Below are 25,173 nucleotides of genomic sequence, written 5' to 3'. Positions count from 1 at the left end.
CGAACCGAACGACATGACGATCGACGAGGCAAGCACGATGGACGCAATCGACGCAACGGAAGAAAGCACGCTGCAGGGGCAGCTGAAGACCTGGCGCCGGCATCTGCACCAACACCCGGAGACGGGCTTCGAGGAAGTGAACACGTCGGACTACGTCGCACGGATCCTGACGACGCTCGGGCTCGACGTGCATCGCGGGATCGGCGGCACGGGCGTCGTCGCGAACCTGACGGTCGGCACCGGCACGCGCGCGATCGGCATCCGCGCGGACATGGACGCGCTGAACATCGCTGAGCACGCGCCGGGCCGCGAACATGCGTCGCGCACGCCGGGCAAGATGCACGCGTGCGGGCACGACGGCCACATGTCGATGGTGCTCGGCGCCGCGCGGCTGCTGGCCGAGCGCAAGGGCTTCGACGGCACGGTGCGCTTCATTTTCCAGCCGGCCGAGGAGCATGGGCGCGGCGCGAAGGCGATGATGGCCGACGGCCTGTTCGAGCGCTTTCCGGTGGACGCGATCTTCGGTGCGCACAACATGCCGGGCATGCGCGCCGGCACGTTCTCGACGCGAGCGGGCGGCATCATGGCGAGCGAGGACAACTTCGTGATCCGGATCGACGGGCGCGGCACGCATGCGGCGCGCCCGCACATGGGCATCGATCCGATCGTGATCGGTTCGCAGATCGTGCTCGCGCTGCAGACGATCGTGTCGCGCAATCTCGATCCGGGCCAGCCGGCCGTGATCTCGTGCACGGAGTTCATCACCGACGGGCTGCGCAACGTGATTCCGTCGACGGTGACGATCAAGGGCGACACGCGCAGCTATTCGCGCGACGTGCAGGCGCTGCTGGAAACGCGGATGCGCGAGATCAGCGACGGAATCTGCCGCACGCACGGCGCGACCTGCACGTTCGAGTACACGCACGAGTTCGCGCCGACGGTGAATTCTCCGGAATGGGTCGACACGGCCGTGCATGCCGCCGCGCAGGTCGCGGGCGCCGACGCGGTGAACCCCAACGTGCAGCCGATGATGATCTCGGAAGACTTCGGCGCGTTCTTGCAGGCGGTGCCGGGCAACTTCGTGTTCATCGGCAACGGCGAAGCGGCCGGGCACGGCGGCGTGCCGCTGCACAACGCGACGTACGATTTCAACGACGAGATCCTGCCGGTCGGCGCGCGCTATTTCGCGGAAGTGGCGCGGCGCGCGTTGAAGGCCGCGTAGCGCGGCGCTGGTGGGCCGCCACGCGGCCGGTTCGGTCGTGCGTTTGTGCGTTCGTTCGGCAGGCCGCTACGCGCGGGCCGCCCGCTTGCCGGGCGCGTCGGCGGTGCCGGTGCGATCGAGGATCGCCAGCACTTCGCGCGCGGTGTTCTCCGAATGGCGGCGCAGCACCTGTGGCAGCACCGCATGGTCGGGATCGGCGAGCGCTGCCATGATTTCCTCGTGCTCGTTCAGCGATTCGGCCCAGCGCAGCGTGTCGGCGTTCGCGGCGCCGCGCGCGCGGTGCACCTTCGACATCAGCGACGCATAGATGCCCGACAGCACCGGGTTGCCCGCCGCGTCAATGATCATCTGGTGGATCTGCTGGTTCAGCCGGAAATATTCGACCCGCTTGCCGGCCTCGTGGCACTCGACCATCCGCCGGTGCTTCGCCTGCAGCGCGGCGAGCGCGGACGCGCCGATGCGCTTGCGCAGCAATTCTCCCGCCATCGCCTCGAGCCCGTGCAGCAGCTCGAACGTCGAGACGAGATCGTCGACGTCGATCGACGCGACCCGATAGCCGATGTACTGGCGATGCGTGACGGCGCCTTCCGCGACGAGCACCTTCAGCGCCTCGCGCAGCGGCGTCTTCGACACGTCGAACGCGAGGCTCAGCTCTTTTTCGTCGATGCGCGCGCCGGGCGGCAATTCGCCCTCGTCGATCATCACGCGCAGGCGCGCGGCGATCTCCGCGGCCATGCCGCGCGTGCGCAGAAGGAGGGGATTGCGGGGTGTCTGGCTCATGATGGTGCGAGCTTATCACGATATCGGGGCTTACCCTGCACCATCGCAGTGACAAAACAAATTCAATAAAACCAATCGTTTACGATAACTGTAATTATAAATTTCTAATCCTATACTCGGCTCAACGTTGCGCGACGTCCTGATCATCCTCGTCCATCCCTGGAGTCCGTCCATGTCTTCAACCTCCGGTGTCGCTGCCATGACGGTCGGCAAGTCCGCCGTCCGCTGGAAGATATTCGTCGTCATGCTGAGCCTCATCGCGATCAACTACGTCGATCGCGCGTCGCTGTCCGTCGCCATGCCTTACATCTCGCAGGAGTTCCACATCGGGCCGGCGATGGAGGGTCTGATCCTCAGTTCGTTTTTCTGGACCTATGCGGTCATGCAAATCCCGGGCGGGATGCTGGCCGACCGGTTCAAGCCGCGCATCGTGATCGCGATGGCGACCGTGTTCTGGGGCTTCTTCCAGGCGATCGCCGCGCTGTGCACGAACGCACCGTCGCTCTTGCTCACCCGCCTCGGCCTCGGTGCGTCCGAAGCGCCGATCTACCCGGCTGGCGGCAAGCTCAACGCGATCTGGATGACGCAGACCGAGCGCGGCCGCGGCGCCACGCTGCTCGACGGCGGCGCGCCGCTCGGTGCGGCCCTGGGCGCGGTGCTGATCGCCGGCCTGATCGCGCTGCTCGGGTCGTGGCGGCTCGCGTTCGCGGTGGCCGGCGTTGGCACGGTGCTCGCCGGTTTCCTCGCGTGGCACTACATCCGCAATACGCCGCGCGAGCATCCGGGCGTCAATGACCTCGAAGCCGACTACATCGAGGCGTCGCACGCGAGCGATCTCGCGGCCGAGCCGGCCGGTGCGTCGGGCCGCTCGCGCGACTTCTTCAAGTACCGCTCGGTGTGGTGCATGTTCTTCGGCTGGATGTGCTTCAACAGCGTGTTCTACGGGCTGCTCACGTGGATGCCGAACTACCTGCACAAGGTGCACGGCTTCGACATCAAGCAGATGGGCGGCTCGACTTTCATTATCTTTTTCTGCGGCTTCATCGGCGAGCTGCTCGGCGGCTGGATCGCCGACAAGTGGAAAGCCGCGGGCGGCCGCCCGAACGTCGTGATGCGCACGCTGTTCGGCATCGCCGCGGTGATCGCGACCGTGTCGATCTTTTCCGTCGCCTATGTGAAGAGCCCGGTGGTGTGCGTCGCGCTGCTGTCGTCGACGCTGTTCTTCCTGCGCTGGTGCGGCCTGTACTGGTGCATCCCGTCGTCGCTCGGCACGCGTAACAAGATCGGCTTCCTCGGCGGCCTCATGAACCTCGGCGGCAACCTCGGCGGCGTCACCGTGCCGATCCTCGTCGGCGCGATCGTGCAGTTCACCGGTTCCTACTTCCTTGCGTTGATGGTGTTCGCGGCGGCCGGCGTCGGCCTGCTCGTGTGCTCCAGCGCGATCGACTACGAAAACAAGCTCCCGGTCTGACCGACCCCTTGACCGACCCTTTTCACCGCATTGATTGCATTCACTGGTAGAGAGAACCTCATCATGAAGAAACGTACCCTGCTCGGCATGCTCACGCCTTCCTCCAACACGTCGCTCGAGCCGCTGACGAGCGCGATGGTCGCCGGGCTGCCGGGCGTGTCCGCGCACTTCGCGCGCTTTCCGGTCACCGAGATCTCGCTGACGGGCCAGGCGCTCGGCCAGTTCGACGACGACAAGATCATCCAGGCCGCGATGCTGCTCGCCGATGCGAAGGTCGACGTGATCGCGTGGAACGGCACGTCGTCCGGCTGGCTCGGCTTCGAGGCCGACGAGCGGCTGTGCGAGCGCATCACCGAAGCGACCGGCATTCCGGCCACGACCTCGGTGCTCGCGCTCAACGAGATCCTGAAGAAGACCCGCGCACACGAGTTCGGCCTCGTCACGCCGTATCTCGACGACGTGCAGACGAAGATCGTCGACAACTACCGCCGCTCGGGCCTGGACTGCGTCGCCGAGCGCCACCTGAACCTGAAGGTCAATTTCTCGTTCTCCGAAGTGACGGGCGACCAGATCGGCGCAATGGTGCGCGAAGTCGCGGAGGCCGGCCCGCGCGCGATCTCGATCTTCTGCACGAACCTGAACGCCGCGCACCTGGTGCCCGCGCTCGAGGAAGAGACGGGCATCCCGATCTACGACACGATCTCGACCGTCGTGTGGAAGTCGCTGCAGCTCGCCGACTACGACACGCGGCAAGTGAAGGGCTGGGGGCGTCTCTTCAGCGACGTGATCTGAGGCGCGCGTCATGTCGAACGATCTCGATTTCGTAATCCGTCACGCGGACGTCGTGACGGCGGCGGACCGGTTCTCGTGCGACATCGGCATCCGCGCGGGGCGCGTGGCCATGCTCGGCCACGGGCTGCCGCGCGCGCCGCGCGAGCTCGATGCGAGCGGGTTGCTCGTGATGCCGGGCGGCGTCGATGCGCACTGCCATCTCGACCAGCCGATGCCCGACGGACTGAAGATGGCCGACGACTTCCTGTCCGGCACGCGCTCCGCGCTGTGCGGCGGCACGACCACCGTGGTTCCGTTCGCCGCGCAGGCGAAGGGGCAGTCGCTGCAGGCGGCCGTCGACGACTATCACCGGCGCGCGCAAGGGCGCGCGCTGATCGACTACGGCTTTCACCTGATCGTCGCCGATCCGACGCCGCATGTGCTGGCCGAGGAGCTGCCGCGGCTGATCGCGAACGGCTATACGTCGTTCAAGGTGTACATGACCTACGACGACCTGAAGCTGAACGACCGGCAGATGCTCGACGTGCTGTCGGTCGCGCGCGAGCACGGCGCGCTCGTGATGGTGCATGCGGAGAACTCGGACTGCATCGGCTGGCTGACCGAGCGGCTGCTCGGCGACGGCCACGTCGCGCCGCATTTCCATGCGCAGGCGCGGCCGGCCGTGGTCGAGCGCGAGGCGACGCATCGCGCGATCGCGTTTGCGGAACTGGTCGACGTGCCGATCCTGATCGTGCACGTGTCGGGTGCGGAAGCGATCGAGCAGATCCGCTGGGGGCAGTCGCGCGGGTTGCCGATCCTGGCCGAAACCTGCCCGCAGTACCTGTACCTGACGGCCGACGATCTCGGCCACGGCGGTCACGACGGCTACGAAGGCGCAAAGTGCGTGTGCAGTCCGCCGCCGCGCGACCCGGCGAACCAGCAGGCCGTGTGGAAGGCGCTGAAGCAGGGCGTGTTCTCGGTGTTTTCCTCGGACCATGCGCCGTTCAACTACGACGATCCGTGCGGCAAGCATCCGGGCGGCCATGCCGTTTCGTTCGACCATATTCCGAACGGAATTCCGGGGCTCGAGACGCGCTTGCCGCTGCTGTTCGACGGCGTGCGCAACGGACGGATATCGCTGCACCAGTTCGTCGAGCTGACGTCGCTGCGGCCCGCGAAGCTGTACGGGCTGTATCCGCGCAAGGGGACGATCGCGGTCGGCGCCGATGCGGATATCGTCGTATGGGATCCGGACAAGCGCGTGCGGATCGCGAATGCGTCGCTTCATCATGCGGTCGACTACACGCCTTATGAAGGGATCGAGGTGACGGGCTGGCCGCGTCATTGCCTGTCGCGTGGCGAGCTGCTCGTCGAGGATGGCCGGCTGCTCGCGGCGGAGCCGGGGCGCGGACAGTTCCTGCCGGCCGGCAAACCGTGTCTCGACTGACGTCACGGCACGTGATGTGACGTGCCGCCGGAGACGGCGGTTGCGCATTTCAACAGGAGCAACGATGAGCGTTTCCCAAGCAATGCGCGGCATCGCGGCCGTCGCGATCGTCGCCGGGTCGTGCGGCGGCCCGGCGCTGGCCGCCGGTAGCGCGCCGCAGGATCTGCCGAGCGTGGTGCCCGAAGCGGCGGGCGTCGATTCGGCGCCGCTCGTGCGGATGTCCGAATGGCTGCGCCGCGACCGGATGGATGTACGCAGCCTCGTCGTCGTGAAGGACGGCAAGATCGTGTTCGAGCGCTACGGCGACGGCCTCACGCGCGACAACAACTACGAGCTCTATTCGGTGACGAAGACGATTACCGCGCTGCTCGCCGGCATCCTCGACGGCGAGGGCAAGCTCGGCCCGTCGACGAAGATCGCGCCGCTGATCGGCGCCGCGCGGCCCGATCTCGCGAGCGAACTCGCGGACAAGCAGGACATCGAGCTGCGGCACCTGATGTCGATGTCGAGCGGCTTGCGCTACACGACGCGCGAAGGCACCGATCCGCTGTATTACGACGCGCCCGACCGGCTGCGCGTCGCGGTGACGAGCCGTGCCGCGCAGCCGCCCGGCGCGCATTTCGACTACATCGACGTGAACCCGGTGCTGGTCGGCACGGCCGTGTCGATCGCCGCGGGCGAGCGCGAGGACGACTTCGCGCGCAAGCGGCTGTTCGCGCCGCTCGGCTTCGCGCACTACCGCTGGAGTGGCGCCGACGGTACCGGCGCGGTGGCGGGCGGCTGGGGCCTGCGGCTGCGCGCGATCGACATGGCGAAGATCGGCATGCTGCTGCTCGACCAGGGCCGCTGGAACGGCAAGCCGATCGTGCCGGCCGGCTGGGTCCGGCAGATGACGACGCCGTCGCCTGCCGCGGCCGATTACGGCTATTACTGCTGGATCAGTCATGTCGTCGAGCACGGCACGCCGGAATTCGGCGCGATGGGTTTCAAGGGGCAGTTCATCACGGTGCTGCCCGCGCAGCGCGCGGTCGTCGTGATGACGAGCCTGCTGCCGACGGATGGCGGCCTGCGCGATGCGACCTACCTGAACCTGTATCGGCGGATGGTCGGCGACTACATCCTGCCGGCGCTCACGCCGGCGCGGCCGCCGGTCGAAAGCGTGCAGGCCACGCAGGCGCTGCGCGACGAACTGGCGCGCAGCCGGCAGACGAAGGGCGTGCCCGGTACCGCCGCCGCGTTCAACGATGCACCGGAGATTTGATGAGGATCACGAACGTCATTGGCCAATTACCCGCGTGGCCCGATGCGCGGCGGCCCGCAGCGCCTCTCGTGCGCCGGCTGCTCGCGCGGCTCGCGGCGCTGCTGATCGGCGGCGGTGCGCTTTCGCCGGTGCCGATGCTGTCTGCGGCGCACGCGGCCGACGCGCTGCCGCCGCTGCATGAAACCGGCCTCGCGGCGGCCGCACCCGAAGACGCCGGCGTCGATTCGCGCAAGCTCGTCGACCTGTCGCGCTGGATCCGCGAGCAGAAGCTCGACGTGTACAGCCTGCTCGTCGTGAAGGACGGCAAGCTGATCTTCGAGCGCTACGGTGCGAATGCGTCGCGCGATTCGACCTACGAGCTGTACTCGGTGACGAAGGCCGTGACGTCGCTCGTCGCCGGCATCCTGGTCGATCGCGGGGCCGTGCATCTCGACGAGCCGGTGGCCGCGCGGCTCGCCGCATGGCGCCCCGACCTCGGCGGCGCGCTCGCGGACAAGCGCGGCATCGCGCTGACGCACGTGCTGTCGATGTCGAGCGGGCTGCATTACGACTTCAGCCCGAAGGACGATCCGATCTACTACACCGCGCCGGACCGGCTGAAGCTCGCCGCGTCGGCCGCACCGAAGGTCGCGCCCGGCACCGCGTTCGAGTACACCGACGTGAACCCGATCCTCGCATCGGCGATGTTGAGCGCGGCGGCCGGCGAGCCCGTCGAGCGCTATGCGCAGACGCATCTGTTCGGCCCGCTGGACATGAAGCGGGCCGCATGGGAACGCGCGGACCGCACGGGGCTCGTGTCGGCCGGCTGGGGCTTGCGGCTGCGCGCGGTCGACATGGCGAAGATCGGCATGCTCGTGCTCGACGGCGGGCGCTGGCAGGGGCGGCAGGTGGTGCCGCAAGCGTGGATCGCACAGATGACGGCGCCGCGCGTGTCGCCGCATTTCGGCTACTACTGGTGGATCAACAACATCGTCGAGCGCGAGCCCGAATTCGACGCGATGGGTTTCAAGGGGCAATTCATCACGGTGCTGCCGAAGCGCAATACGGTGATCGTGATGACCGGCGTGCTGCCGGTGGACGGCGGCCTGCGCGACGCGGAGAACGTGAAGCTGTTCCGCCGGATGGTGAACGGCTACATCCTGCCGGCGCTCGACGGTGGCGCTGCGTCGGCGCAGGGTCCGGGCGGTGGCGATACGCGCGCGGCGTTGCGCGACGAGCTTGAAGTGAGCGCACGCACTGCAGGCGTGCCGGGCACGCAGGTCGATCCGACGGATCTGCCGAAGTAGCTTGGGTGCAGGCGTCGGGCTCGCGCATGCCGGCGAGCTCGACGCGCCGCTCGTCACATCACGCCAGCTCGCCCAGACACGCGTCGAACTGCGCGACGAGCGTGTCGACGTCGTCGGCCGTCGTCTGCGGACACACGAGCATCATGTTGTGGAACGGCGTGATCAGCACGCCGCGGTTCAGCAGGTACAGATGCACGATGTGCTCGAGTTCGCTGTCGAGCTGTTCGCCCGCGATCGTGCCGTTGCGCGGCGGCGTGGGCGAGAACTGGAACTCGGTGCGCGCGCCGATGCGTGTCACGCACCACGGCAGACCGTGTTTCGCGATCGCCTGTTCGAGCCCGGTGGCGAGTCGCGCGGCCAGTTCGAACATGTGCGCATACGCGGCGTCGGTCGCGACTTCGGCGAGCGTCGCGCGCATCGCTCGCATCGCGAGCATGTTCGCGGTGAGCGTCGTACCGATCCCGGAATGGCCGGGCGGCGCGTTCAGCTTCGCCTGCTTCGCGCGTTCCGCGAATTCGGCGCTGAAACCGTACACCGCGCACGGCACGCCGCCGGCGATCGGCTTGCCGACCACCAGCGCGTCCGCCTCCAGGCCGTGCGCGGCAGCGTAGCCGCCCGGGCCGCTGCTGATCGTATGCGTTTCGTCGATCACGAGCAGCGTGCCGTAGCGGCGCGTCAGCGCGCGCGCCGCCTCCCAGAAGCCCGGCTCCGGCAGCACCATCCCGATGTTCGTCATCGCGGGCTCGGCGAGCACGCATGCGACATCACCGTCCTTCAGCGCCACTTCGAGCGCGTCGAGATCATTGAACTCGACGACGCGCGTGTTCGCGAGCAGGTCGTAGGATTGCCCGAGCAGGCTGTCGCGCTGCATGGGGCGGCCGTTGACGAGATCGACGAACACGTCGTCGACGGTCCCGTGATAGCAGCCGTTGAACACGACGATCGTGTTGCGGCCGGTGGCCGCGCGCACCCAGCGCAGCACGAAGCGGTTCGCGTCGCTCGCGCTCAGCGCGAACTGCCAGACCGGCAGCCGGAAGCGGCGCGCGAGTTCGCGCGACACCCAGGCGGCGTCCTCGCTCGGCAGCATCGTCGTGTAGCCGCGGGTCGCCTGGTCGGCGAGCGCGCGCGCGACCGGCTCGGGCGCATGGCCGAACATCGCGCCGGTGTCGCCGAGGCAGAAGTCCGCGTAGCGATGACCGTCGACGTCGGTGAAGGTCGCGCCGCGCGCCTCCTTCACGACGAGCGAGAACGGGGTCGACCAGTCCTGCATCCAGTGCAACGGCACGCCGAACAGCAAATGCTCGGCGGCTTCCGCGGACAACGCGCGGGAGGTCGGCATGGCTTCGGTGAATGCACGCCGCTCGCGATCGAACAGCGCGCGGGCGCGGATGAGGTCGACTCCGTGTCGGGTCTGCAATTGAGGCTCCTGTGACGGGTTGGAATGGACGGGTGAGGCCCCCGCGAGCTTGTCATATTCCACGCACGCGGTCGATTCGGGCTCGACCGCGTCGCCGTCAGACATCGAGTTTTTGCGCATAAAGATACGACAACATATATCTTTGTGTGTGGATCAAAAAGTGAGTGCGTGCTCACATATTCGATGTTAAGCCGGTAAAACAGGGTAAACGACAGATACATCCGCGGCTTCGATCGCGTCTAGACTGCGCGATGTAGTCCGACGACGTATGAATCGTGATCCGCCGTCCGGCGCATCGATCCCCCCACCATTGAAGGAGTGCCCATGGCCGCAAACCGTCGCCGTTCGTCTTCGTCTGTCCGATCGCCCGCGTCGCGGCGTGTATCGCGTCGCGACTTCATCGGCTGGACCGGCGCGCTCGCTGGCGGCGCCGCACTCGGCGGACCGCTCGCGGCGACCCGCGCGTTTGCGGCCGGCACGTCGCCCCATGCGGCGGTCGACCTGATCTGGGGCGAGCACGGTGCGGCGGCGCGCATCGCGGCATCGCTCGCGCATGTGTCGCGTCTCGCGTTCCGCAGGCACGACTTCGACGTCACGCACTACGGCGCACGCGCGTGCGCGACCGTCGCGCAGACGTCGCCTTACCCGGCGGCGAAATCTCCGGTCAGCCCCGGTTCCGAACTGACGACCGCGCCCGGCGCGTTCGACTCGCGTCCGGCGTTTCTCGCGGCGATCGACGCGTGCGTGCGCGCAGGCGGCGGCCGCGTGGTCGTGCCGCCCGGCAACTGGTACTGCGCGGGGCCGATCGTGCTGCAGAGCAACGTGAATTTCCACCTCAGCGCGAACTGCACGATCTACTTCAGCCCGAACCCGGCCGACTACGCGAAGGACGGCCCGGTCGACTGCGGTGCGAACGGCCGCCTGTACTACAGCCGCTGGCAGGCGAACGACTGCCTGAACTACGGCGCACCCGTCTATGCGCGCAACGCGACGAACATCGCGCTGACCGGCGAAGGACCGACGTCGGTGCTGAACGGACAGGCGATGACGCCGTTCTCCGGCACCGGCAGCAGCAGCGTGTGCTGGTGGACTTACAAGGGTTCGTCGGGTGCATACGGTGCCGGCGCGACGGTGCCGGCCCAGAACTATGCGAATCCGAACAACGTCGACCTGCGGATCGTCGCGCCCGCGATCCCCGACGCGCTCTATGCGCTGCTCACGTCGCCCGTCACGCCGTGGCAGCAGGATCAGAACTACCTGCCCGCGCTGTCCGAGGCCGGCGTGCCGGTCGAGCAGCGCATCTTCGGCCTCGGTCACTACCTGCGGCCGTGCATGGTCGAATTCATCGGCTGCACCAACGTGCTGATGGAGCACTACCAGACGCAGAACACGCCGTTCTGGCAGCACCATCCGACCGCGAGCCGCAACGTCGTGATGCGCGGCGTGACGACGAACAGCATCGGCCCGAACAACGACGGCTTCGATCCGGACGCGTGCACCGACGTGCTGTGCGAAGGCTGCACGTTCAACACCGGCGACGACTGCATCGCGATCAAGTCGGGCAAGGACCGCGACACGGAGTACGGCCCCGCGAAGCGGCACCTGATCCGTAACTGCACGATGAACAGCGGGCACGGCGGCATCACGCTCGGCAGCGAGATGGGCGGCGGCGTCGAGCAGATCTACGCGACCAACCTGTCGATGCTGAACGCGAACTGGCAGACCAACCCGCTGAACATCGCGATTCGCGTGAAGACGAACATGAACCGGGGCGGCTACGTGAAGGACTTCCACGTGAAGGGCGTCACGCTGCCGAACGGCGTGACGCTGAAGGGCGGCGGCTACGGCAGCGCGCTGCTCGCGGGCAGCCCGGTCAACGCGAGCGTGCCGCTCGGCGTGGCGACGCCGTCGGCCGGCAATCCGTCGGCTGCGCAGGGCGGCATCGTCACGTTCGACTGCGACTACCAGCCCGCGAACGACGCCGTGCGCACGCGGCCGCCGGTCGTGCAGAACGTGACGATCTCCGACGTGAAAGCGAGCAACGTGACGCTGAACGGCGTGACCGCGTCGTGCTTCCAGGCGATCGTCGCGCAGGGGCCGGTCGCGTTCGACTACAACGGCACGCCGCCGACGCCGGCCGTGCAGCCGATCTCCGGCGTGACGATCAGCAACTGCGACTTCGGCACGCCGGTCGCGTCGGGCACGCCGACCGTCACGTCGCCGGGGCCGATCTACGCGTTCAACGTGAGCGCGATGACGCTGACGAACGTGACGATCGCCGGGCAGGCCGTCAACATGACGGTCACCGACACGCGGTGACGGAACGCGCGAGCACGCGTTCGCGTGCGGCCGGTCGATGCACGCGAACGCGTTACGCCAGTGTCTTGACCATGTGGTGCTCGTCGTAGAAGCGGCCGTCGATGAGCAGCGCGCGCGGTTCCGTGCCGAACCGCACGAACCCTTGCGATGCGTACAGGCGTTCGGCGGTGCCGTTGATCTCGTTGACGCACAGCATCAGTTGCCTGCATTGCCAGGCTTGCGATGCATGCGCGGTCGCGCTGTCGAGCAGCGATTGCGCGATGCCGCGCCCGCGATACGCAGGATCGACGAACACGCCCCAGATCACCGCCTTGTGCGCGACCTTCGCCCGTGGATCGCGGCGCACGCCCGTGATGCCGACGAGCGTTGCGCCGTCGAACGCGCCGAACACGGCCCGCACGCCGCTCGGCGTGATGCGCGTCGCGAATTCGTCGACCGTGATGCCGGCTTCTTCGTCGCGGGTCGGCAGGAACGAGGTCGGCGACGTGTCGATTGCGCGCAGGCGCACGGACTGGAACTGCGCCGCATCGGCGGCGTCGAGCAGGCGGATCGTGATCATCGGATGCGGTTCTTGTTGGGGTGTCGGAATCTGCTGCGCGATGCGCGGCAGGGCATCGACAATGCTAAGCGCAAACGGGTTGCGCGCGCGAGTATCGGCGGTGTGCGGAAGCTGGCGGTGACGTGTCTGCGCGGCAAGCGTGCTGCGCAGACAGAAGGAAGGAGATGAAGTGGAGCGCGCTCGCTGGCGCGCCGCGGCGGCGCGCGGCGTCGAGGGCGCGCAATCCGCGCGATGCGCCCGATCAGGTCAGGCGCATGCGGTCTGGATCAATAACGCGACAGCTGATTGCCGTTGATCTGCACGCGATCGCCCGGGCGCAGGTCGCCGGGCGACTGCACGTCGAACGAGCGCGTCGAGCCGTCGCTGACCCGCACGTCGATCCGGTAGCTGCTCGGCGGTTGGGCCGCGCCCATCTGCTGGCCGATCTGGTTGCCGGCGACGGCGCCGCCCAGCGCGCCGATCACGGTAGCCGCATCGCGGCCGTGGCCGCGGCCGAACTGGTTGCCCAGCACGCCGCCGACCAGCGCCCCGACGACGGTGCCGGCCACGCCTGACGTGCCGACCGAGCCGTTGACCGGCTGGATGTTCGCGACCGTGCCGTATTGCGTTCCGTATTGCGCGCCGTAGCCGTTGCCGTACTGGCCGCCGTAAGGCTGCGGGTTGCCGTATTGGTCGTACTGCGGCGCCTGATTCGGATAGGCTGGCTGCTGCGGCTGCACGTAGCCGGGTTGCGAATACGCGGGCTGTGCGTAGCCGGGCGTCGCGTATTGCTGCTGCGGATAGCCGGGTTGCGCACCATAGTAGCCGGGCGCGACGCAGGCGGTCAGCGGAAGCGCCGCCACGGCGACGAGCGAGGCGAACAGAACGGTCTTCGTGGAAGGCATGCGCATCATGATGGTTCCTGCATCGGCAACGTGTTCGCCGACGGATTCCGGGACGGGTGGCGAACTCGGCGTGAGTATAAGGAATGGGCGGATGCGCGTCCGGTGCGGCCGGGTAACAACGTGTAAAGTCTGTTGCCGAGCAACTCGCCGGCACGGCGGGGCGTTGAAGTGGGCGCCCGACACGGCGCGACGTGGCCTCCCGGCGCTCATATTCCGGTGACGCGGCGCGCTGCGCGACGGTTGGCCTTTTCGCCGCTTCCGCCGCTTCCACTGCTTCCGCCGTTTCCACTGCTTCCGCCGTTTCCGCCGTTTCCGCCGTCTCCGCCGTTTCCACCGCTTCCACCGCTACCGCCGCTACCGCCGCTTCCACCGCTACCGCCGCTTCCACCGCTTCCGCCGCTTCCGCCGCGATCCCGCCCCATCGTCGCGCCCGGTCAGCCGAGCATGCGCGCCGCGCATCGCGAAATCGAATGCGCGGCATCGCGACATTTAATTGGCCTCGGTCGGCCCCGTCCGATATCGTGACCGCATTCCCTGCCACCGGTCGCGCTGCGCCGGCCGCGGTTGCTTCCCCTGTCCGCGCCGGCGCTGCGTTTCACGCGATCACGACCTGACCGCCGTCATGGTGCGTGCATCGTGACGGCCCTGCTCTGACCGACCACCCCGGAACCGACATGACGAACCTGCTGATCCGCAACGTCCGCACGCACGCCGACGAAGCGCTCGACATCCTGATCGAAGGCGAGCGCATCGCGCGCGTCGGCCCGTCGCTCGACGCGCCCGCGGGCTGCGCGATCGAGGACGGCGCGCTCGCGCTTGCGCTGCCCGGCCTCGTCGAAGGCCACACGCATCTCGACAAGACCCACTGGGGCATGCCGTGGTATCGCAACGCGGTGGGGCCGCGCCTCGTCGACCGCATCGAGAACGAGCGCAACTACCGCGCGACGAGTGGCCACGATGCGGGCGCCGCGTCGCTCGCGCTGGCGCGCGCGTTCCTCGCGGCCGGCACGACGCGCATCCGCACGCACGTCGACGTCGATACCGATGCCGGGCTGCGGCATCTGCACGGCGTGCTCGCGACGCGCGAGACACTGCGCGGCCAGGTGGACATCCAGATCGTCGCGTTTCCGCAGTCGGGCGTGCTCAAGCGGCCCGGCACCGCTGCGCTGCTGTCCGACGCGCTCGGCGCGGGCGCCGACCTGCTCGGCGGCCTCGACCCGTGCGCGATCGAAGGCGATCCGGTCGAAGCGGTGGACGTGCTGTTCGGAATCGCCGAGCGCTACGGCCGCGGGCTCGACCTGCACCTCCACGAGCGCGGGTCGATGGGCGCGTACTCGCTCGACCTGATCCTGCAGCGCACGGCCGCGCTCGGCATGCAGGGAAAGGTCACGATCAGCCATGGCTTCTGCCTCGGCGACGTTGCCGAACGTGAGCGCGATGCGCTGCTCGCGCGGATGGCCGAACTCGGCGTCGCGATCGTCACGACCGCGCCGGCCGCGGTGCCGGTGCCGTCGGTCGTCGCCTGCCGCGCGGCCGGCGTGACCGTCATCGGCGGCAACGACGGCGTGCGCGATACGTGGACGCCGTACGGTTCGCCCGACATGCTGGAGCGCGCGATGCTGATCGGCATGCGCAACGATTTCCGTCGCGACGACGCGCTCGAAGTCGCACTCGACTGCGTGACGCACAGCGCGGCGCGCGGTTGCGGCTTCGCCGACTACGGGCTGGAGGCCGGCAAGCGTGCGGACGTCGTGCTCGTCGATGCGCTGACGTTCGCCGAGGCCGTCGTCGCGCGGCCGACGCGTCGGCTCGTCGTGTCGTCGGGGCGGATCGTCGCGCGCAACGGCGTGCTGGTCTGAGCGCGGTGCTGCATCGCGCCGGGTATGATCGGGCTCTTTCAGCCTGATCCTGCGGGAGACGACGATGCGACACACACGCACGATGGCGGCACGCGCCGCGCGATGGACGCGATGGATGGCCGCGGCGACGTTCGCGGTGACGGCCGCGCACGCGGCGGCGGCCGGACCGGATCAAGCGCAGCAGGAAGCGAATCGCCGCACGGTGCTGGCGTTCTACGAGAAAGGCCTGAACGAGAAGGATGCCGATGCCGCGCTCGCGTATGTCGGCGACCAGTACGTGCAGCACAACCCGAACGCGGCCGACGGCCGCGACGGTTTCCGCAAGTTCGTCGCGTTCCTGCGCGACAAATATCCGCAGTCGCACAGCGAGATCAAGCGCGCGTTCGTCGACGGCGACTACGTGATCCTGCACGTGCATGCGGTGCGCGAGCCCGGCACGCGCGGTAGCGCGATCATGGACATCTTCCGGCTGGAGCACGGCAAGATCGTCGAGCACTGGGACGTGAACCAGCCGGTGCCCGAACATGCGGCGAACGGGAACACGATGTTCTGACGGGCGCGGTCTTCCACGGTTACGCCGCTGCTCCGTCGACGCCGATCCGCATCGCGACGGCTGCGCTTATTCCGGCTCGTGTTCGAGCATCGCCGCGAGCGCTTTCGTCAGTTCGCTGACCATCGGATCGGCCGTCGGCCGATGCAGGATCGCGATGTCCATGTTCTCGATCGGCGCGAAGCCGCCGTGCTCGTCGGTCAGCACCACGTGTTCGTCGGTCACCACGCGCGCGGGCAGCACGCTGATGCCGAGCCCGTCCGCGACGGCCGCCTGAATGCCGCTCAGGCTCGACGTCGTGAAGCTGATCCGCCAGCGGCGGCCGCGTTCCTCGATCGCCTTGATCATGTCGTCGCGATAGAGCCCGCGCGGCGGAAACACGACGAGCGGCACCGGGTCGAGTTCGATCGTCGGATGCCGCGCGCTGTCGATCCAGCGCAGCTTCTCCGGCCAGCGCACCACCGCCTCGCGGCTGTCGCGCCGCTGCTTGATCAGCACGAGATCGAGCTCGCCGCGATCGTAGGCCGCGCAGATGTCGCGGCTCAGCCCGCACGTCACTTCGAGTTTCACCTGCGGATGATCGCGCTTGAACGCGGCGAGCGCATGGGTCGTGCGGCCCGCCGCGAAATCGTCGGGCACGCCGAGCCGGATCGTGAGCGCGACGGTCGCGCCCGACAGCGCTTCCAGCATCTCGTCGTTCAGCGCGATCATGCGCCGCGCGTAGCTGAGCACCGTCACGCCGGCATCGGTCGGCCGCACGTCGCGCGTGCCGCGGTCGAGCAGGCGATGCCCGGCGATCTCCTCGAGCCGCCGCACCTTCTGGCTGACCGTCGACTGCGTCGAATGCAGGCGCGCGGACGCGGTCGTGAAGCTGCCGCAATCGGCGACCATCACGAGTGCGCGCAACAGGTCGAGGTCGAACAAAGGTCGATTCATTTCTGCACTTTTCTGGATTCGAGCATTTCATTTCCAAATGCGTGCGACGACTTTTAGCATGGCCGGAGACCGTGGGCAATCGCGGTTTCGCCGGACACGGGGCTGCTGGCGGTAGGGTCAGCGCGGGGGCGATTTGCGGGCGGTGCTGGTGTCGGGAAGCTGTCGGAGAAACTCGCTGGCCAGCTTCACGCAGTAGTCGAACGACGGCATATAGCCGAGTGTCCGGATATCGTCGAAACGCGACTGCACGAATGCACGGCGCTCGTCGAGCAGACTCAGGAAGGTATCGCGATGACGAACGAGAAATGCGCTTGCGTCCATCAAGCTCTCCGGTTCCCGCTCGATGACCAGACAGAGATCGAACAGGTCTCGCGCGGTGGGCCGATCTCCGCGATGCCACATTTTCTTGGCGATGATTTCCGCTGAAGTCTCGACCTTGACGACGTGGTCCATCAGCGTCCATTCGTCATAACCGGGGGACATCAGGTTTCGGGAAACCACGAAGTCGATCTCGCCGTCGGGCAACACCAGTTTCACGAAGCCGGCGTGTTCCTCGTATTCGCTCGTGATGTCCGATGCGGCGTCGCTGATGCGCGGGTTCACGTACCCGAGATACTGCGGGTCGGGTACGAAGATGTCGATGTCCTTGCTGACACGATGTCAGTGACGCAGCATGAGGACGGTGCCACCGCCGAAGGTCCAGAACGGGCGGGACGTGCCGTGCTTCCGTATCTCGTCGATGAGTGTCAGTGCGTGACGGAAAAGGCCTTGCCACGGGCCGTCGGGCAAAGCGGCTGGTGCAATCATGCCCATACCTCCCGGTACAGATGAAGATCCTTCGACCATGCGGCAAGGTTCTTCCAGATGGCGCGAAGCGGCGTGCCGGAGCGTGCGGCAGCTTCTTCGGCGGCCTTTACCACCACCGGCAACGGCACTTCGTCGAGGATCACGGAGATCTGCGATTCGTATCCTGCGGGAATCTGTCCCGTGGTCAACGCGTCGGCCAGCAGTCGCTCGGTCAATTCACCTCTATAGCTGACGTTTGAGCTCACAACCGCCTTGTAGAGGCCGCTTTGGGCCGGCCTTGGCTGTGCCTGGAGTTCGATGCCGAGCACGCCGAGCAGCGGGATCAGCTTGTTGACGCCAAGATCCTTGATCTTGCCGGTTTCAAGCTGGTTCACCGTGAGGCGAGACAATCCGGCGAGTTTCGCAAGCTGGGCCTGTGTGAGGTCGAGTTCGGCCCTCCGTTTTGCAACGGCCTGGCCGATTTCATAGAGTTGCATGTTGACCTCCGGACGCAGGTTTATCGCGCGTGAATGTAAAGTATATCTTACATCTCGACGAGGCTCGTCGCCACCCATGGTTGGTGGTGCGGTATAGGGTGCATGGGCGGCGCAGGTGAAAAATGTCTCGATGGACCGCGCTGTATAGACATTCGCCTCCGGCGGATATCCGCGAAAACTCGTTCTGTGGCAGCCAAACATCACGCCGGGTAAACACTAGAAACACAAGGAAAATCCCGCGAATTTGGCTATTTCCCGGTCATCAATCCAGCCCTTCGTTCTGATTTAACCCTGGAGCCTCCGCCAACCCGCTCTCCCCGCTTGCGCTCAAAAATTGAGCGGTCTAGACTGCATCGCAGTTTCATCGAAGTCCCAGTCTTTCGCGTACCGCGCCGGGCCTGCCGGCACGACGCTCCCCAACGGACGCCCGGCGCTTGCCCGCCGCGTCGAGACCACAAGGACACACCATGAACCGCACTGCAAAGCTCATCGTTTCGGCGCTGGCGTTCGCGCCGCTCGTCTCGTTCGCGCAGGACACGGCGACGATCCGCTGGGGCATCGATCCCACCTATCCGCCGTTCGAGGCGAAGCAGCCCGACGGCTCGCTCGCCGGCTTCGACATCGACCTGCGCAATGCGATCTGCGAGCAGCTGCGCGCGAAGTGCGTGTGGGTCGAGCAGGGCTTCGACGGGATGATTCCGGCGCTGCGCGCGCGCAAGTTCGACGTGATCATGTCCGCGATGACGGCCACCGACGAGCGGCTCAAGCAGATCGACTTCTCGAACAAGCTGTACGCGTCGCCGGGTGCGCTCGTCGCGCCGGCCGGCTCGAAGCTGCTGCCGACCGCGGCGTCGCTCGCCGGCAAGCGCATCGGGATCGATCAGGGCACGACGCAGGAGGCGTACGCGAAGGCCGAATGGGCGACCAAGGGCGTGACGATCGTGTCGTACCAGAACCAGGACCAGGTGTATCAGGATCTGGTGAATGGCCGTCTCGACGCGACCTTCCAGGACAAGACGCAGGCCGGCTATTCGTTCCTGAAGACGCCGCGCGGCAAGGGCTACGCGTTCGCGGGCCCCGACGTGACCGACGTGCGCATCACCGGCTACGGCGTCGCGATGGGCGTGCGCAAGGGCGACGCCGACATGAAGAAGCGGCTGAACGACGCGATCGCCGCGATCCGCGCGAACGGCACGTACCAGAAGATCGCCGCCAAATACTTCGACTTCGACATCTACGGGGCGAAGCAGCAGCTGACCAGCGCGCCGTGACCGCATGCGCCCCATGCCCCCCGTGATCCCGTGCTTCATTCAATCGACAGGCAAGCCATGACGAGTATCCAGGACCGCGTCGCGAAAGCCGTGACGTCCGAACTGATCGCCGCCTTCCGCGACGAAGGCGCGGTGTGCATCAAGGGCATTTTCTCGCCCGACGAAGTGGCCGCGCTGCGCGCCGGTATCGACGCGAACCTCGCGCAGCCGAGCGAGCGTGCGAAGGTCGCGAGCCGACCCGACGACCCGGGCTGGTTCTTCGAGGACTTCTGCAACTGGCGGCACAACGATGCATACCGCGACTTCATCGTGCGGTCGCCCGCGCCGTCGGTGGCCGCCGCGCTGATGGGCACGAAGACTGTTCGCCTGCATCACGACCATCTGCTCGTGAAGGAGCCCGGCACGCGGCAGCGCACGCCGTGGCACCAGGACCAGCCGTACTACAACATCGAAGGCGACGACAACGTCAGCATGTGGATTCCGGTCGACCCGGTGCCGCTCGAATCGACGCTGGAATTCGTCGCGGGTTCGCACCAGGGGCCATGGCTGATGCCGCGCACGTTCATGGACAAGGAGGCGAAGTGGTTCCCCGAAGGCAGCCTCGCCGACCTGCCCGACATCGAGGCCGACCGCTCGGCATTCCCGATTCGCCACTGGGCGCTCGAGCCCGGCGACATGGTGTGCTTCCGGATGCTGACGCTGCATGCGTCGGGCGGTACCCAGAACCGCCGGCGCGCGTTCTCGATCCGCTTTGTCGGCGACGACATCCGTCACGCGCCGCGCCGCTGGAAGACGTCGCCCGATTTCCCCGGGCTGGCCGACGAACTGCCGGACGGCGCGCCGCTCGAGCATCCGCTGTTTCCGGTCGTGTGGACGCGCGACGCGGGGCAGGTCGGGACGATCTGAGCGGTGAATATCGACGACATCGAGCGACGTCACACGCGCGGCGGCCGTTTCGCGGTGAAGCGGCCGCCGCGCGTGGTCGTTTTCAGGTGCCGAAGCAGGTTCAGGTCTGGTGACGTCCGGCGCCCGGCTTGAAGCGCGAGCCGAGCCGGTAGCGATTGCCCGGATGCAGGAAGTGCACGAACGTGACGGGCAGCCCGTTCGTCCAGGTGCGGCGGGTGAGGGTGAGACACGGTTCGTCGGCGCGCATGTCGAGCAGCCGCGCCTGTTCGCTCGTCGGCAGCGCCGCGTCGACGACGTGCTCGATCTCCAGTTCGTAGTGCGACACGTTGTTGAACAGGTATTCGGACGGCGGCTCGGCCTGGAAGTCCTGATCGATGAATTCGGGTGCGGCGGCCGGATTCACGTAGCGATCCTCGAGCTGGATCGGGCGGCCGTTTTCCTCGTGCACGCACACCACGTGAAAGACCGGCGTGTTGACCGCCAGCCCGAACGCGGCCGCGACGTCGAACGACGCGGGTTCGCGCGACTGGCTGAGCACGCGGCAGCGATATTCGTGCCCGCGCGCGCGGATCTCGTCGCGGATGTGCGCGATCATCAGCAGGTTCGACTGCGGCTTCACTTCGGCGACGAAAGTGCCGACGCCCGCGATGCGCTTGAGCACGCCTTCCTCGGTCAGCTCGCGCAGCGCGCGGTTCACCGTCATGCGCGCGACGCCGAATTGCGCGGCGAGATCGAGTTCGGACGGAATGCGGTCGCCCGGGCGCCAGTCGCCTGCCTCGACATTCTGGCGAACGAGCGTCTTGATCTGCTGGAACGGTGCGGTGGCCTTGGTGACCATCGGAAGATCCTTGCGCGAAGAAGTGACGAGGCTAGTCGTCGTGACTGACGATGACCAGGATCTCCGCCTGCGCGGCGCCGAGGCTGCGCGTGCGGTGCGGGATGAGTGCGTTGAAATAGACTGAATCGCCGGTCTTGAGTTGCACCGTCTCGTTCGGGAATTCGATTTCGACGCGCCCCTTGTGCACGAACAGGAATTCCTCGCCTTCGTGCTCGCGGAACGTCGACGCGACGAATTCGTGCGGCGGATGCACGACGAACGGCAGCATCTTCTTCGGCGCGACGCCGGCCGCGATGCTTTCGAAGCGGTGCGCGTGGCTGTCGGCCGTCGCACCCATCGCCGTGCGCTCGCCGGCGCGCGTGACCGTGATCAGCTCGCGGTTGTGGCTTTCCGAGAACAGCTGCTCGACGTCGATGTTCAGCGCCTTCGACAGCTTCAGCGCGACCGCGATCGACGGCACGCTCAGGCCGCGCTCGACTTTCGACAGGTAGCTCTTGGTCAGGCCGGTCTCGTCGGCCAGCACATCGAGCGTCCAGCCCTTCTGTTTTCTGAGCAGCTTCAGGCGAATCGTCATGGGGCGCCGGGTGTTCTTCGAAAAATCGATTGTAACGCATGACACAAAGTGTCCTGTGGTGTATCGTGTGTCTTGCGTGTCCACGGACACGGCCGCGGACGGCGCGGCAGATCCGATCCATTCAGGAGGTGAACATGGCGGAAACGCTGAATTTGACGAAGGAGGCGCTGGTCGCGCTGGCGGAGCGGCGTCTCGAGAACGAGGTGGGCGACAGCGGCTGGTCCGCGCGGCAAAAGCTCGCGCTCACGTGCCGGATCCTGTTCGACGCCGGTCACGATTCGGGCCTGGCCGGGCAGATCACCTGCCGCGCGGGCGACGCCGGCACGTACTACACGCAGCGGCTGGGGCTCGGCTTCGACGAGATCTCGGCCGCGAACCTGCTGCGCGTCAACGAGGATCTCGACGTCGTCGACGGCGAAGGCATTCCGAACCCGGCCAACCGGTTCCATACGTGGATCTATCGCGAGCGCCCGGACGTGAACTGCATCATCCATACCCATCCGGCGCATGTCGCGGCGCTGTCGATGCTCGAGCAGCCGCTCGTCGTGTCGCACATGGACACCTGCCCGCTGTACGACGATTGCGCGTTCCTGAAGGACTGGCCCGGCGTGCCGGTCGGCAACGAAGAAGGCGAGATCATTTCGAAGGCGCTCGGCGGCAAGCGCGCGATCCTGCTGTCGCATCACGGCCAGCTCGTGGTCGGCAGGACGACCGAGGAAGCCTGCATCCTCGCGCTGCTGATCGAGCGGGCCGCGAAGCTGCAACTGCTGGCGATGTCGGCCGGCGAGATCAAGCCGGTTCCGCCGGCGCTCGCGCAGGAAGCGCACGACTGGATTTCGAAGCCGAAACGCGATGCCGTGACGTTCGACTACTACGCGCGTCGCGCATTGCGCACGCATCGGGACTGTATTGCATGAGCGGGCGCATGGCTTCCGTCTCGTCCATCCATCATTGAGGAATCCACATCGTGTCCATCCTGCTGCAAGGCGTCATCGCCTATCCGGTTACGCCGTTCTCTGCCGACGGCGGCATCGACCTGCCGGCGCTCGATGCGCTGATCGAGCGCCTGATCGCCGATGGCGTCCACGCGATCGCGCCGCTGGGCAGTACCGGCGAGAGCGCGTACCTGTCCGACGCCGAATGGGAGTCGGTCGCCACCGCGTCGATTCGCGCGGTGCGCCGGCGCGTGCCGACCGTCGTCGGCATCTCCGATCTGACGACGGCCGGTGCGGTGCGCCGCGCGCGCTTCGCCGAACAGGCCGGCGCCGATGCCGTGATGGTGCTGCCCGTGTCGTACTGGAAGCTCGGCAACGACGAGATCGTCGCGCATTACCGCGCGATCGGCGACGCCATCGGCATCCCGATCATGCTGTACAACAACCCCGCGACGAGCGGCGTCGACATGTCGCCCGACCTGATCGCGACGATCTGCAGGACCGTCGACAACGTGACGATGGTCAAGGAGAGCACCGGCGACATCGGGCGGATGCACCGGCTCGCGCAGTTGAGCGACGGGACGATTCCGTTCTACAACGGCAGCAATCCGATGGCGCTTGCCGCGCTGGCCGCGGGCGCGGCCGGATGGTGCACGGCCGCGCCGAACCTGAATGCCGCGTTGCCGATTGCACTGGTCGACGCGATGCGCGTGGGCGACCTGGCGCGCGCCAGGACGGTTTTTCACGCGCAGTTGCCGCTGCTGCAGTTCATCGTCGACGGCGGCCTGCCGGTGACCGTGAAGGCCGGGTTGCGGCTGCGCGGCTTCGACGCGGGCGACCCGAGGCGGCCGTTGCTGCCGCTCGGCGACGTGCGCACGCGCGAGCTCGAACGCCTGCTTGCGGCGCTGCCGGACGGTGTGCCGGCATGAGCGGCGACGCGCGGCCGGTGATCGCGGTCGCCATCGCCGCGGTGCGGGTCGGCACGAGCCGGCCGCTGGCCGGCACGCCGCACCTGAGTGCGATCGACAAGCAGCCGGTCGACGCGCGTCTGTGGCTCGGCGCGCTCGGCTTTGCGGGCGACGGGCAGGCCGATGCGCGGCATCACGGCGGCCCCGACAAGGCGGCCCATCACTATGCGTACGATCACTATGCGTGGTGGTCCGAGCAGATCGGGGCGCGCGACGTGCTCGGGCGGCCGGGCGCATTTGGCGAGAACCTGTCGACGCACGGCGTGACCGAGCACGACGTGTGTCTCGGCGACGTGTTCACGCTGGGCGGCGCCGTGCTGCAGGTGTCGCAGTCGCGGCAGCCGTGCTGGAAGCTCAATGCGCGCTTCGACCATCCGCGCATGGCGGCGCTCGTGCAGCAAAGCGGCCGGACCGGCTGGTACTACCGTGTGCTGGACGAAGGCTGGGTGGCGCCGGGCGATGTGCTGGCGCTGCACGAGCGCCGGTATCCGCAATGGCCGCTGTCGACGGTGCTCGACGTGCTGTACCGGCGCACGCTCGACATGGCCGCGCTCGATGCGCTGTGCGGCGTTCCGGTATTGCCGCCCGGCTGGCGCAAGATGCTCGACAAGCGCCGGACGGAGCGGCAGGTCGAAGACTGGACGAAGCGGCTCGAAGGCTGACGCGCCGCGTGCGCGGCTTAAGCCGCCGGCAGGTTCCGCACGTCGGTCGTCGGCTCGGCGCCGAACGCGTCGCTCAGCGCATGGCCGATCAGGTGCCGCGCGGCGGCCTCGGGCGTCGACAGCGCGCCGCTCGCCTTCAACTGGTCGAATTTCTCGCGCATCGGGAAGTTCGCTTCGGCGGTCGAGCGGATCGTCGCCTGCATCCCCGTATCGACGACGCCCGGCGCGACGCTGCAGATCCGCAGCGCGCGGTTCGCGTCGAGCGCGACGGCGCGTGCGTGATGATCGAGCGCGGCCTTGGTCGCGCAATAGACGCTCCAGCCCGCGTATGCGTTGCGCGCGGCGCCGCTCGACACGTGCAGGATCCGGCATTCGGTTCGCGCCGATACCGCCTGCACGAGCGCGGCCGACAGCATCAGCGGCGCCGCGACGTTCAGGCCGACCGCGCGTGCGACGAGCGCCGGGTCCTGCGCGTCGAGCGGCCCGATCGGATCGACGATGCCCGCGTTGTTGAAGAGCAGCACGATCGACGCGCCGTCGACGAAGCTGCGCAGCGTGTCGCCGGCCAGCCACGTCGCGACGGCCGACGTATCCGACAGGTCGAGTTCGATTTCGGCGAATCGGTCGCCGGCCTGCGCGGCGAGCGACGGATGACGGCTGCGCGACACGCCGAGCACGGCGATGCCTTCCTGCAGCAGTTGTTCCGCGAGCGACGCGCCGAGGCCGCGCGTGTGTCCGGTGACGATGGCGCGCACGTTCGGCGCTGAAGAGGATGTGGTCATGGTGGTGAGCGAGTGAACGGTTGAACCGTGTTGACGAGTGACGAGTGACGCGCATGCGCGGCAACCCGGCGTGCGGGGACGGGCGATGCGCGGTGCCGGCGTGGCGTGCGAAGGCGGCCGCGTGCGGCGGCGCCTCTCCGGCTGAACGCGTATCGTAGCGCCGGCTTGCACGACGCGCAAACGCGCAGCGAT

Annotated in this window: 24 protein-coding genes; 14 read left to right on the top strand and 10 right to left on the bottom strand. The window is 67.5% G+C overall.

All coding sequences use genetic code 11. From position 1 onward, the window contains the following. The first annotated feature begins 37 nt into the window (after positions 1 to 37). Positions 38 to 1,222: a M20 aminoacylase family protein gene (locus tag LMA02_RS29845; protein ID WP_228910029.1), complete on the top strand. Its 1,185-nt coding sequence runs from the start codon at positions 38 to 40 to the stop codon at positions 1,220 to 1,222. Positions 1,223 to 1,288: 66 nt separating this feature from the next. Here the strand turns inward: LMA02_RS29845 and LMA02_RS29840 are convergent, their stop codons facing one another. Next, positions 1,289 to 2,002 carry a GntR family transcriptional regulator gene (locus LMA02_RS29840; protein ID WP_175714230.1) on the bottom strand — a complete coding sequence of 238 codons (714 nt, stop codon included), beginning with the start codon at positions 2,000 to 2,002 and terminating at the stop codon, positions 1,289 to 1,291. Between the two features lie 172 nt (positions 2,003 to 2,174). On the opposite strand from LMA02_RS29840, the gene LMA02_RS29835 reads away from it, so the two are divergent. The 5 genes from LMA02_RS29835 (at position 2,175) to LMA02_RS29815 (ending at position 8,238) form a co-directional block, all read left to right on the top strand. Then, entirely contained in the window at positions 2,175 to 3,473 is a 1,299-nt protein-coding gene (locus LMA02_RS29835; protein WP_228908639.1) for an MFS transporter, read from the top strand. 63 nt (positions 3,474 to 3,536) lie between these two features. Beyond that, a complete protein-coding gene (locus LMA02_RS29830; RefSeq protein WP_228908638.1) occupies positions 3,537 to 4,265 on the top strand; it encodes an aspartate/glutamate racemase family protein in 729 nt (242 codons plus the stop codon). 10 nt (positions 4,266 to 4,275) lie between these two features. Beyond that, positions 4,276 to 5,691, top strand: a complete 1,416-nt coding sequence (gene hydA / locus LMA02_RS29825) for a dihydropyrimidinase (RefSeq protein ID WP_228908637.1) — start codon at positions 4,276 to 4,278, stop codon at positions 5,689 to 5,691. Between the two features lie 64 nt (positions 5,692 to 5,755). Continuing rightward, positions 5,756 to 6,952, top strand: coding sequence for a serine hydrolase domain-containing protein (locus LMA02_RS29820; RefSeq protein ID WP_228908636.1), 1,197 nt, complete (start codon positions 5,756 to 5,758; stop codon positions 6,950 to 6,952). Beyond that, positions 6,952 to 8,238, top strand: coding sequence for a serine hydrolase domain-containing protein (locus LMA02_RS29815; protein ID WP_228908635.1), 1,287 nt, complete (start codon positions 6,952 to 6,954; stop codon positions 8,236 to 8,238). The genes LMA02_RS29820 and LMA02_RS29815 overlap by 1 nt, the downstream gene beginning before the upstream one ends. Before the next feature lie 58 nt (positions 8,239 to 8,296). Here LMA02_RS29815 and LMA02_RS29810 read toward each other — a convergent pair whose 3' ends face one another. Further along, positions 8,297 to 9,655, bottom strand: a complete 1,359-nt coding sequence (locus LMA02_RS29810) for an aspartate aminotransferase family protein (RefSeq protein WP_228908634.1) — start codon at positions 9,653 to 9,655, stop codon at positions 8,297 to 8,299. Between the two features lie 324 nt (positions 9,656 to 9,979). On the opposite strand from LMA02_RS29810, the gene LMA02_RS29805 reads away from it, so the two are divergent. After that, positions 9,980 to 11,974, top strand: coding sequence for a glycoside hydrolase family 28 protein (locus tag LMA02_RS29805; RefSeq protein ID WP_228908633.1), 1,995 nt, complete (start codon positions 9,980 to 9,982; stop codon positions 11,972 to 11,974). Positions 11,975 to 12,026: 52 nt separating this feature from the next. Here LMA02_RS29805 and LMA02_RS29800 read toward each other — a convergent pair whose 3' ends face one another. Continuing rightward, positions 12,027 to 12,533, bottom strand: a complete 507-nt coding sequence (locus LMA02_RS29800; protein WP_228908632.1) for a GNAT family N-acetyltransferase — start codon at positions 12,531 to 12,533, stop codon at positions 12,027 to 12,029. Positions 12,534 to 12,799: 266 nt separating this feature from the next. Then, complete coding sequence (locus LMA02_RS29795) at positions 12,800 to 13,426, bottom strand: glycine zipper 2TM domain-containing protein (RefSeq protein ID WP_228908631.1); 627 nt, start codon at positions 13,424 to 13,426, stop codon at positions 12,800 to 12,802. 665 nt (positions 13,427 to 14,091) lie between these two features. Here LMA02_RS29795 and LMA02_RS29790 point away from each other — a divergent pair. After that, positions 14,092 to 15,276, top strand: coding sequence for an amidohydrolase family protein (locus LMA02_RS29790; protein ID WP_228908630.1), 1,185 nt, complete (start codon positions 14,092 to 14,094; stop codon positions 15,274 to 15,276). A 64-nt stretch (positions 15,277 to 15,340) separates the two neighbouring features. Next, positions 15,341 to 15,829 carry a nuclear transport factor 2 family protein gene (locus tag LMA02_RS29785; RefSeq protein WP_228908629.1) on the top strand — a complete coding sequence of 163 codons (489 nt, stop codon included), beginning with the start codon at positions 15,341 to 15,343 and terminating at the stop codon, positions 15,827 to 15,829. 66 nt (positions 15,830 to 15,895) lie between these two features. On the opposite strand, the gene LMA02_RS29780 is transcribed toward LMA02_RS29785, so the two are convergent. The 3 genes from LMA02_RS29780 to LMA02_RS29770 form a co-directional block, all read right to left on the bottom strand. Then, positions 15,896 to 16,762 carry a LysR family transcriptional regulator gene (locus tag LMA02_RS29780; RefSeq protein ID WP_228908628.1) on the bottom strand — a complete coding sequence of 289 codons (867 nt, stop codon included), beginning with the start codon at positions 16,760 to 16,762 and terminating at the stop codon, positions 15,896 to 15,898. Positions 16,763 to 16,879: 117 nt separating this feature from the next. After that, positions 16,880 to 17,365 (bottom strand): nucleotidyl transferase AbiEii/AbiGii toxin family protein, encoded by a 486-nt coding sequence (locus LMA02_RS29775; protein WP_228908627.1) that lies wholly within the window; start codon positions 17,363 to 17,365, stop codon positions 16,880 to 16,882. Between the two features lie 200 nt (positions 17,366 to 17,565). After that, complete coding sequence (locus LMA02_RS29770; protein ID WP_165754018.1) at positions 17,566 to 18,045, bottom strand: helix-turn-helix domain-containing protein; 480 nt, start codon at positions 18,043 to 18,045, stop codon at positions 17,566 to 17,568. A 467-nt stretch (positions 18,046 to 18,512) separates the two neighbouring features. Between LMA02_RS29770 and LMA02_RS29765 the strand changes: the two genes are divergently transcribed. After that, positions 18,513 to 19,316, top strand: a complete 804-nt coding sequence (locus LMA02_RS29765; protein WP_228908626.1) for an ABC transporter substrate-binding protein — start codon at positions 18,513 to 18,515, stop codon at positions 19,314 to 19,316. Positions 19,317 to 19,373: 57 nt separating this feature from the next. Then, positions 19,374 to 20,222, top strand: a complete 849-nt coding sequence (locus tag LMA02_RS29760; RefSeq protein ID WP_228908625.1) for a phytanoyl-CoA dioxygenase family protein — start codon at positions 19,374 to 19,376, stop codon at positions 20,220 to 20,222. 100 nt (positions 20,223 to 20,322) lie between these two features. Here the strand turns inward: LMA02_RS29760 and hutC are convergent, their stop codons facing one another. Then, entirely contained in the window at positions 20,323 to 21,060 is a 738-nt protein-coding gene (gene hutC, locus LMA02_RS29755) for a histidine utilization repressor (RefSeq protein ID WP_228908624.1), read from the bottom strand. A gap of 31 nt (positions 21,061 to 21,091) precedes the next feature. Continuing rightward, positions 21,092 to 21,634 (bottom strand): helix-turn-helix domain-containing protein, encoded by a 543-nt coding sequence (locus LMA02_RS29750; RefSeq protein WP_228908623.1) that lies wholly within the window; start codon positions 21,632 to 21,634, stop codon positions 21,092 to 21,094. A 134-nt stretch (positions 21,635 to 21,768) separates the two neighbouring features. Here LMA02_RS29750 and LMA02_RS29745 point away from each other — a divergent pair, with 134 nt between their 5' ends. The 3 genes from LMA02_RS29745 to LMA02_RS29735 are packed head-to-tail and all read left to right on the top strand — an operon-like array spanning position 21,769 to position 24,199. After that, on the top strand, positions 21,769 to 22,551 hold the full coding sequence (locus tag LMA02_RS29745) for an aldolase (RefSeq protein WP_228908622.1): 783 nt from the start codon (positions 21,769 to 21,771) through the stop codon (positions 22,549 to 22,551). 50 nt (positions 22,552 to 22,601) lie between these two features. Beyond that, a complete protein-coding gene (locus LMA02_RS29740) occupies positions 22,602 to 23,498 on the top strand; it encodes a dihydrodipicolinate synthase family protein (RefSeq protein ID WP_228908621.1) in 897 nt (298 codons plus the stop codon). Continuing rightward, positions 23,495 to 24,199 carry an MOSC domain-containing protein gene (locus LMA02_RS29735; RefSeq protein ID WP_228908620.1) on the top strand — a complete coding sequence of 235 codons (705 nt, stop codon included), beginning with the start codon at positions 23,495 to 23,497 and terminating at the stop codon, positions 24,197 to 24,199. The genes LMA02_RS29740 and LMA02_RS29735 overlap by 4 nt, the downstream gene beginning before the upstream one ends. A gap of 17 nt (positions 24,200 to 24,216) precedes the next feature. Here LMA02_RS29735 and LMA02_RS29730 read toward each other — a convergent pair whose 3' ends face one another. Beyond that, positions 24,217 to 24,981: an SDR family oxidoreductase gene (locus LMA02_RS29730; RefSeq protein ID WP_228908619.1), complete on the bottom strand. Its 765-nt coding sequence runs from the start codon at positions 24,979 to 24,981 to the stop codon at positions 24,217 to 24,219. Positions 24,982 to 25,173: the final 192 nt, after the last annotated feature.

Source organism: Burkholderia sp. B21-005 (genome assembly GCF_020843965.1).
Classification (GTDB): domain Bacteria; phylum Pseudomonadota; class Gammaproteobacteria; order Burkholderiales; family Burkholderiaceae; genus Burkholderia; species Burkholderia ambifaria.
Note: the sequence above shows the minus strand (reverse complement) of the source record. Positions and strands in the feature narration are given on the sequence as shown.